The sequence below is a fragment of the Flavobacterium muglaense genome (assembly GCF_014305155.1).
Lineage (GTDB): Bacteria > Bacteroidota > Bacteroidia > Flavobacteriales > Flavobacteriaceae > Flavobacterium > Flavobacterium muglaense.
In genome coordinates, this window is sequence record NZ_JACRUK010000074.1 from 2,358 (window position 1) to 10,471 (window position 8,114).

The window sequence follows — 8,114 nt, forward strand, 5'->3', positions numbered from 1 at the left end:
TCAATATAATTTGTCGTATGCACTTTCATTTTTTGTCAATTTGTTCGTTTTGTTTCGGGGTCGCTATGCTTGCCGCTAACGGTTTCGGGCTTGGCGAAGGTGGCGATTTTCACCACAAATGTTGATGCGGAGAACCAAACTTTGATTAACCACAAATGCGTCTGCGGAGCACTGAACCGCCACTTTTGCCAAACCCGTGTTAGCGGCTGGCATTTTTTATTCTATAATTTTTTTCATTCCGTCTATGAGTGAAGCCCAATTTGTTTCCGAATGTTTTGCTCGTTCTTCGTCATAGTTAGTTTGTGAAATGGTTAATTCAGTTCCGTTGTCAATTGGTTTAACTTCATAGCAAACCCATAAATAATTTTCTGGTTTGTCTTCTTTGCCACTCCAATTACTCAAATATGAGTATGCTAATTTTTCATTGTGAGAATATTCAAGGACTTTTCCTGGGTCTTTGTATTTCTGTCCTTCCCATTCTCCTTGAAAAACTATGTCGCTACCAATTTCCCAATTGGTTAATAATTCTGTCCCGAAAAAATATTGTTTTACAATTTCAGGGTTTGTCAAAGCGTCCCAAACTTTTTCAAGTGGTGCGTTAATGACTGTTTTGTAATGAATTTTAAAATGTGTCTGCATATTTATTTTTTTGAAGTTCGCATTGCTTTTACCTTTTGGATTTTTGCGTCATTTACAAATTGCTCATATTCTTTTGTCTCTCGTCCAAAGATTGCAACTTTTCCATTTTTGTCCGAATGAACACCAAAGCCATAGCGTTTTGTCAACGGTGAAGCCCTAAAACAAGGTTGTCCTTTTGAAAAAAATTGTTCTCTTGCTTCTTTATATTCTGATTTTGTCAAATCGTTTCTGTCAGCGTAAACTTGAAAATGAATATCGTCAGAAGTATGTTTATAAGGATTTTTCAAAACAAGTTCAAATTGCATTTCTGCAACTGTTTTGTTGTTTCCTTTTGGTTTAGGAATTTCGCCAATGTCAGTCGGACAGTCGTCAGCAACTTCTATAAATGTGTCAATATAATTTGTCGTATGCACTTTCATTTTTTGTCAATTTGTTCGTTTTGTTTCGGGGTCGCTATGCTTGCCGCTAACGTTATGCCACTTTGAGATGGCTGGAAGTTCGTAACCTTTCAGTTTTCGGCTTAAGGAAAACTTGATGCGAAACGGTAATTCCACTAAATTCCAGCTAGCTCAAAATGGCTGTTACAGGATGCCTTTTATAGCTCATTGTTTTTAACACTATACTACTATGAATATGCATTAAGTCCCATTACTTTTTAATCCTCCTTTTGTTCTAAGAAACAATAAGTTCCACCTTTGACCTCTTTAATTTTAATTTTTCCATCTCTAATCTCATCTTTATCAATGATAAAAACTTTTTTTCTGTGAGAACTTATTAATTGTTCCAAATCACATTGAGTAAATCTTTGTAAATCCTCTAATTGCAATATTTTATCTGAATTTGTTTTTAAAAATGATAAATCTTCATAAAATACATTTATTGGTTCCGTAGAACTAAAACGGTTTAAATTAGTATAGGAAACATAAGAACATTTAAATTGGAAGTTATAATTTTCTTGTCGTGTATTTTTCAATTTATCTACACCAAGAATATATGTCATATTTTTCCCTTTCTTAACAAAAGTCGAATAAATCGTATCTGAAAAATTCGAACGTTCATATTGAGTGTTTTCCTCTCTTTCAATAAGTAAATAAATCGTATCTAAAGATCTCAATCGTTCAAATTCTTTAGCATAAAAATATTTTGTTAGATTTAAGTAATTATTTAAAAATGTCTTTCGGTCTTTAGGAAAAGTAAACTTGTCTTCCAAATAAGTCTCGGAAGAGTAACTATAAAAAAGATTTAAAGTTTTGTTGTTTTTATAAAATGATACCATATACCTCCCTATATTTTCAATAACTATTCTGTTTTTTTTATCAATTTCATTAATTATTTTTTTTGGGTCAATCGAGACCAATGTATCAATTATAGACTTACAAATCATAGCGTCAATATTATTCAGCTCTACTATATTGTTAATTACAGAGTCATTACATATGGTATAGCATTTAACTTTATTATTCTTTAAAGAGATGTATTTGCTATCGTCTAAGTATATAATTAGTGCCTCATTATCTTCATTCACGATATCTCTAATTTCATCTCCCTTTTTTTTATAATCAATATGTTCGTATTTTGAAAAGATAAAAGTAGAATCAACTTTATCTTGTGAATAGATAGTCGAAAAAAATAATAAAGTGATAATTAAAATATAATTCATTTTTATTCGGTTATTGAATTCTCCATTTTGAGATAAGGTTTCCTGTAACGTGTCGCGGCTTGCAGAAGTGGCGAACTTCGTGACCGAAATCTTTCGGCTAAGATAAAATTCTTTGCGAAAGATAAACGTTAATTTATCACATATTTCGCCATTTTTGCAAACCGCTGTTGGCAGATGGCATTTTTATGTCGTTAAATATGTATATAAAAAATTACCTGCTACACCTAAAATTAAACTGCTAATTACCGCAAACAAATATTTTCCCAATTTTCTTTTATAACTATTTTGAATTTTTACTTTATTTTTTTCTGATTCTGGAGTTAAGATTATGAAACTGGGCGCACCATAAAACTCAAATTCTTCTAAAATAATTAATGTTATTTTTTGCAAAAAATAAATACCAAGAAAAAGAAAAATAAAATTACCATAATGATGAATCCAAAATATTGTATTATCTGAATATTTTCCACTAGTAATTATTTCATTTGTATTTATTAATGATAATATAAGTGTTGAAGAAATTAAAAATGCAGAAATTAAATGGCCAACCCTTTCATTATTGAATTTGAAAAAATCAAGAAATTTGTTTTCTTTTTGGATTAGCGTTTGTAAGTTTTTTGTCAGCATTGCTTCGATGTCTGAACCCCAAGTTCTTGCAGTATGAGATATACGAAAACTAATTCCACTGTCATAATATCGATGATTAACGTCATCATCAAAACTCGGCATTGGACCATTATTGTCTGTTATGAATGATACTGAAATTTCTTGTTTTTCAAAAGTTTCTTTATCTCTAAATTTGACAAGATATTGCCAAGTTAAATGAACCGCTCTTGATACTAAAGGTAATTTCTCGTTAAAATGGACTAAATGTTCAAAGCCATTTAAAGTTACTGTAGTATTATCGCTGTAATAAATTGAAGCTCTAAACTGTATTAATTTAGAATCATTTTGTTGATAAATTCTTTGATTTATTACTTCAAATAATGTTATTATATTGTCTTTGTCAATTTCAAAAGTACCTCTTAAATATTTTGAAATAGTTTGAGGTTTACCTAATAGACTAACTATAAAATCCTTGAATTGCTCATCATTAAATGGTAAAGCTACTTGTCCAGCAGTTTCAACGTTTTGAATTTCTACTTTGTGTTCGTCCATTATTTTGATTTATTTCTTAATTAGAGTTTTTTATACGCGATTTTTTGGTATGCTTTCTGCCAACGTTCCGGCGCTTGGCGAGGTTGCGAACTTCGGAACCGATTATTTTCTGTTAAAGATAAAATTTCTTGCGAGAAATAAACGTCTATTTACTACAAAATTCGCAATCTTGCCAAACGCCTGTTAGTGGCTGCCTTTATTTTTTCGAAACACTATTTCTCAATTCTTTTAATATTACTTTTCCTTTATCAAAACCGATTTTTTCTATATCAGGAATAATTTTATCTTTAAATATTTTGTCATTTCTTCTTTGATTTGATTTAAGAATTATTGATTTTCTACAATTGAATAATAATTCATCTGCAAAGATTTTAAAATTGCTTAAATGCAACTCAAATAAACCTGATAACGATTTTGAAATATCTTCATTCTGAATTGTTATTATAAAATTATCTCTATTATTATTTAAAAATGTTAGTAATTCTTTGTCATATTTTCCTTTTGTTGAGTTAGATATACGTCTTATATATTGAAATAATGGACCAATTTGAAAACCTTTATGAGTGTTTTTTTGTAGTTTGTTTAAAAAATCAGTTTTACAATATTTTTCTGTTATTTCAGAATTTATTAAATAGCTAAAATGATATGATTTCAAAAAATCACTGATTGTTAATTTATTATAACGCCTTTCAATATTTGTGTATTTTTTTAAATATTCATCAAGTAAATAGCTGACTTTTTCATTGCAGTTCTGTTTGTCATTTTTATCAACTTTATTTTTTAATCTATATAAAACTTCAAGTGATTGAGACATATTTAAATCAATATTTAATAGCGAAGCTATTAAATATTGATTTTTAAGTTGACTAAAAAGACTAATCGATTTATCAATATTAAAATCAGAGATTACTCTAAATATATCTTCTAAGTATGTAATTTTCTTTGATTTTATATAGTCATCAATTTCTTCTGGAGTAATTGAAAGAATAATATTTTTATCAAAACCTTTAATCTTTAATATTTTCGGATTTTTTATTAATTCGATAATAGAGTTACTCGAATCAATCTCATCAATTGCTTTTTTTGTAATCTGAATTGTTTGAGAATTTTTAATGTTTAAATTTTCTTTTGCAAATTCATAAAATGAAAGAAGTGAATTAATATCTTTCTCGGTTTCAATTTTTGTTATGAATTCATTTTTATTAGTTACTTCTGTAACAATTGAAATAAATTCTTTTGGTTCATTTGAAAGACGTTTTAATTCTAAAACTCGTGCTCTAAAATTTGATAAACTACTTTCATTTGATAATTTGATTTTTAAAATTCCATTTTGTAAGTCATTTGATAAAAACATTTTGGCAGATTCGGAATTTATGTTTGATAAATCTGATAATGCTTTTGAATATTCTGATAAAGAAGAATTTAATAATTTTTGATTTATTGTATTGTTTTCAATAAGCTGATTGAAAATAAATTTGCAAGAATTTGTACCTACAGAAATGTCAATCTTTTGAAGTTCTCTTAAAGATTTTGCAATTTGATCTATTTTTTGCTTTTTAGCTTTCTCAATTAGTTTATTCCAATCCAATTTTCGGATTAGACCATAAACAAGTTTTTTTGTTTCACTTGAAGTATTTAACTCTGAAAGTGAATTTGTTATGTTTGAAAAGCCTGGAAGTTTGTTTATCTTTTCTAACCATTCAGGAAAGTGAAAAGAATTTAATATTTTATATACTGTTTCAGGTTTTCTACTTTGTTTACTTATTCTTAAAGTCAATTCAACAATGGAATTTGTTTTTATAATTTCATTTTCGGGTAATACATTTATAACTTTTTCAAATGTAAATTCAATTGATAATAATTCTGAAATCTGTATTAGGTTAGAATAATTCATATAATCCTGAAATAGAAATAAGTTAAGTTTGTTTCTATTTAGATATGTTATAATTAAATAGTAATATTTTGATATTTTTATTTTATCAATTCGAGTACAAAGTTTAAATAGAATTGTAATTAAAGAATTTACTTCAAATTCTTTAATATTTGTTGAAAATAATTCTATTATTATTTGTTCTATTTTTTCATTTTCTAAAATGCTTTTTACAATTTCTGTTTCTTCTAAAATTTCTGAATTAAAGAATTTATCTAGTAAAAGATGAATATTTAATGAGTATTCTTGTCTATTAAATTTAGATATGTAGTTGATTATTAATTCTGATTTTTTTGCTAAATCAATATCTTCATTTACGTATGAAATAGAATCAAATATTAATTTCGCATATTCTTTATGTGGGAAATAATGATAATCACTTGATGAGTATTTTAATATTATTCCTTTTTCTTTTAGTTTTTCATCAATACTTTTTTTAGCTTTTAATAAGATAAATGGAATATCATTTTTATATAGAAGACAATAAGTATATAGAGAATCACTCTCGACTTCATTAAGATTGTGTTCTTCATAAAAATTTTGAAGAATAATATTTTGATTGATTTTATCAAAAGTTAAATTGTTTGATATTTTATTCTTCTTTTCCCAAACTCTTAATGCAATATTTAACTTTAATAGGTTACTGCTTGTGTTTTTTAAAATATCAAGAAAATTTCCTTTATACCAGTTTATTTCTGAATATTGATTTTTTAATAAATCAATTTTTTTTGAAATTATTCCTGAAATTTTTTCTTCTAAATCTTCATTTAAATCTATTCTGTAATATTTGATTCCTTCAATTTTATCATAAATACTGTTTTCGTCAAATTCATCAAAAGTTTTGTAATATCTTGAAAGAAAAAGTGATTTTATCCATTTGTGTTTTGATAATCTTTCTTTAATTTTTATAAACAACTTTATATTGTCGTGAATATTATCAAATATTATCAAAGAATGACAATGAGATATTTGAATTAATTCTTCAAGAATTTTTGATTCATCAAAAAATGGTTCAGTAAGATTTAAATAAAAGATTCTTTTATTTTTTATTTTTTGAATAATTGTATAAGCAATTGTAGTTTTTCCACTGCAAGGATTTCCTAAAATACAATATTGGTCTGTAATGTTATTAGTAAAATTGTAAGCTAAATTATCAATCTTATGTTGTTCTTTTCTACTGAAATATATTAATTCTTCTTTGTTGAAATAATTTGTACTATCGAATTTTTGGCTTTTTACAATTTCTTTAAAAAGTACTAATTTGGACAAACCATAAAACTCTTCGCTTACTTCTTTTTTTATCAATTCAGAGATTTCAATCCTTTTTTCTTTATCTAATTTACTAATATCACCAATTAGATTTTTAATTGTTTTAATGTAAATTTTTATTCCATCAACTTCTTCAACAATTGATGTGTCAATATCTTTAAGATATTTTGTTTCAATAATAAAGAACACCCATAGTTTCTTTAATCCTTTACTTTTCCAATTGTTTAAGGTTAGTTTTTTTGTATCATTAATTTTGGTTTTTTCATTACTTTGGATTGCTGTAATTTGAATTCCAATTTTTTCTTTTGAGTCATATAAGTCGATTCCTTTTGAGTTTAATTTTTCATAGTTTAAATTAATTAACTCTTCAAAACCATAAACTTTCTCGAAAACTCTTAAAAAAAAATCTTCAGCTTTTACTTTTTCATCGTGAAGATTCAAAAGACTCCCTCTTTGTATTTTATCAATGTAAGCGAAAAGATTAAGTTCTATGTCGTTCATTTTCGTCTTTAATTTGTTGTTTAGAGGTTTCGTCGTCAGAAGGTTGCCACTAACGTCTCGCCAGTTTGAGATGGCTGGAAATTCGTAACTGCTCAATTTTCTGCTTAACGAAAACTTGAAACGAAACGGTAATTCCACTAAATTCCAGCTAGTTCAAACTGGCTGTTGGCAGTAGTTATTTTTCGTCAATTAGATATTCAATTTCCTTTTTTAGTTTAGGAAGATGATTTGTAAGTATTGACCAAATGTTTTCATCTGAAATATTATCATAAGCGTGAATTACTTGATTTCTCAAACTAATAATAGCTTTTGCATTTGTTATTTTAATTTCAAAATATTTATCACGAGTAATAATTCGATTTATTGCTTCTCCAATAATTTCTAAATCTCTTTCAACTGCCCTTTTTAACATCAAGTTGCTTCGATATTTAAAAAAGTCTTTTTCTTCGTCGATAAAATAACTATCAATTTCATCAATAGCCATTTTAACATCAAACAACCATTTTAATATTCTCTCATCCATAAATAAGTTCTTTTGATTTATTTATTGAGTTTATTAAAATTGGGTTTTTAAGTGTTTGCTCTTCAAGTAAATCGACTTCTCTTCCAAACAAGGTTTTTAAATTTTCTTTTAAATTTATATAATTCTCAAAGTATTGAGATAATTCAAAAGATTTGAACTTCACTAAAAAATCAATATCACTTTTGTCATTAAAATTTGAATTTAATGCAGAACCAAATAAGTACATTTTGTCCACATTGTATGTTGAACAAATCATTTTTAGGCGGTCAATATTTTTTTCAATTAGAATCATCTTCAAATTTAGCAAAAGTTTCGATATATTGCTGAATTCGCCTCGTTTATTTTATAATTACTGCCAACGTCAGTCTGTGAAAAAACTTCCGTTTATTTCTTTCAAATATAACACATAATATAATATAAAAGGAAGAAAAGTT

At 26.5% G+C, this 8,114-nt stretch carries 7 protein-coding genes; all 7 read right to left on the reverse strand.

Annotation, left to right across the window (positions count from 1 at the left end; translation table 11 throughout):
- Positions 1 to 216: 216 nt before the first annotated feature.
- The 7 genes from H8R24_RS17070 to H8R24_RS17100 all read right to left on the reverse strand — a co-directional run bounded on the left by H8R24_RS17070 (position 217) and on the right by H8R24_RS17100 (position 7,972).
- Positions 217 to 639: an SRPBCC family protein gene (locus tag H8R24_RS17070; RefSeq protein ID WP_187021429.1), complete on the reverse strand. Its 423-nt coding sequence runs from the start codon at positions 637 to 639 to the stop codon at positions 217 to 219.
- 2 nt (positions 640 to 641) lie between these two features.
- Complete coding sequence (locus H8R24_RS17075) at positions 642 to 1,058, reverse strand: DUF6157 family protein (protein ID WP_187021431.1); 417 nt, start codon at positions 1,056 to 1,058, stop codon at positions 642 to 644.
- Positions 1,059 to 1,294: 236 nt separating this feature from the next.
- Positions 1,295 to 2,299, reverse strand: a complete 1,005-nt coding sequence (locus H8R24_RS17080; protein ID WP_187021433.1) for a hypothetical protein — start codon at positions 2,297 to 2,299, stop codon at positions 1,295 to 1,297.
- A gap of 183 nt (positions 2,300 to 2,482) precedes the next feature.
- Positions 2,483 to 3,457, reverse strand: coding sequence for a hypothetical protein (locus tag H8R24_RS17085; protein ID WP_187021434.1), 975 nt, complete (start codon positions 3,455 to 3,457; stop codon positions 2,483 to 2,485).
- A 196-nt stretch (positions 3,458 to 3,653) separates the two neighbouring features.
- Positions 3,654 to 7,157, reverse strand: a complete 3,504-nt coding sequence (locus tag H8R24_RS17090) for an SMEK domain-containing protein (RefSeq protein ID WP_187021435.1) — start codon at positions 7,155 to 7,157, stop codon at positions 3,654 to 3,656.
- A gap of 175 nt (positions 7,158 to 7,332) precedes the next feature.
- Positions 7,333 to 7,680, reverse strand: coding sequence for a HepT-like ribonuclease domain-containing protein (locus tag H8R24_RS17095; RefSeq protein ID WP_070786799.1), 348 nt, complete (start codon positions 7,678 to 7,680; stop codon positions 7,333 to 7,335).
- Entirely contained in the window at positions 7,673 to 7,972 is a 300-nt protein-coding gene (locus H8R24_RS17100; RefSeq protein ID WP_070786798.1) for a nucleotidyltransferase family protein, read from the reverse strand. Before H8R24_RS17100 ends, H8R24_RS17095 begins: the two co-directional genes overlap by 8 nt.
- Between the last annotated feature and the right edge of the window lie 142 nt (positions 7,973 to 8,114).